We start from the raw sequence: 1,358 nt of genomic DNA, 5'->3' as shown, positions 1-1,358 counted from the left end.
CTTGAACGGTGACGGACTTCCAGACAAGGTTTATAAGTCTGGTGGTTCCGTATATTATCGTCCACAGGTCAAGACTGACAACGGAGAAGTCGTATATGGTGAGCCTGTCAAGGTAAAGGGCATCAGTAACTTCTCGACAACCAAAAGTTCTACCAACACTTTCGGTGCGAATGCCGTTGTCGGTTGGAATGTCCTGACTGCCGTTGTCGGAACGGACAAGTCAACCACTAAGACAAAGACCACTCAGTATTTCAGCGACATCAACGGTGACGGACTTGTTGACCTTGTTTCCAATGGCAAGGTTTATTTCAACCATTTGGAGTTTGACGGATCAGGCAATGCCGTGCCTACGTTTACATTGAGCAGTGCCGATACCCCAAGCCCTATCATCTATGGTGGCAAGGTTGACACATCCGTCATGGAAGTTAGTGAGGACGAGCAGGCGGAAGCCATCAAGAACTCCCCTATGGAGGACATCGTGCGTGTATGGCAGGCTCCTAAGGACGGAACTGTAAGCGTAACAGGTCAATTAAGCCTTGTCACTCCAACGGGTGACTATGATGCGGATGAGTATCAGAAGGCAGACGGTGTAAGAGTTGCCATCCAAAAGGGAGGCAACGAGCTTTGGAACAAGACGATAGCCAAGGGCGACAACAGTTCATATAGCGCAGCCGTATCTTCCGTTGCAGTCAAGCGTGGTGAAAGGATCTATTTCCGTGTGCAGTCTGGCACTGAGGAGACAAGCAACGGTTCCTACGACAAGGTCAACTGGTCACCAACCATTACTTACGCTGGCGAGTCAAATATCTTGCCTAACGGGCTTTCTTCAACAGAGTACAAACCTGAGGATGGTGCCATCTACGATGTGAACACCTCCGCTAATGTGGAGAATGGTTCAAGCGTGGAAGTTCGCAGTGCCTTCCACAAGCCTGTAACAACCGACGATGTTGTTCTCAGCATCATCGGCAGCAATGAAAAGAAAGACAGTGACGGAAACGACAACCCGAACTATATCGAGAAGACGGTCTTTGCTCGTACACTGAAGGCTAATGAGACTTTCAATGGCGATTCACTCAACATCAGTCTGGAGAATACTGAAAAGCTGACCAACTTCAGCTTTGAGATTTCATCCACCTCAAATGTTGATTGGAAGAATATCGGTTGGCAAGCGTCTGTAACTTACAAGGATTCTGCCAATGTTGAGCAGACCATGTCAGTTCCTGCACACTATAAGATATTTGCAAATGCCTTGGCAGAGGGCAAGCCATACTTGACTACAGCGACTGATACCGTTTTGGTCGTGTCACCAGTACTTATCCTTTCTGACAATTCCATCAATGGACAGGTTACTTTGACCG

At 47.9% G+C, this 1,358-nt stretch carries 1 pseudogene; it reads left to right on the top strand.

Going from position 1 to position 1,358, the window contains the following annotated elements:
• Positions 1-1,358: pseudogene (locus DW917_RS17475) on the top strand (type IV secretion protein Rhs); the annotation flags it as partial.

This window comes from Prevotella sp. AM42-24, assembly GCF_003461825.1.
In the GTDB taxonomy this organism is placed as follows: Bacteria; Bacteroidota; Bacteroidia; order Bacteroidales; family Bacteroidaceae; genus Prevotella; species Prevotella hominis.
Note: the sequence above shows the minus strand (reverse complement) of the source record. Positions and strands in the feature narration are given on the sequence as shown.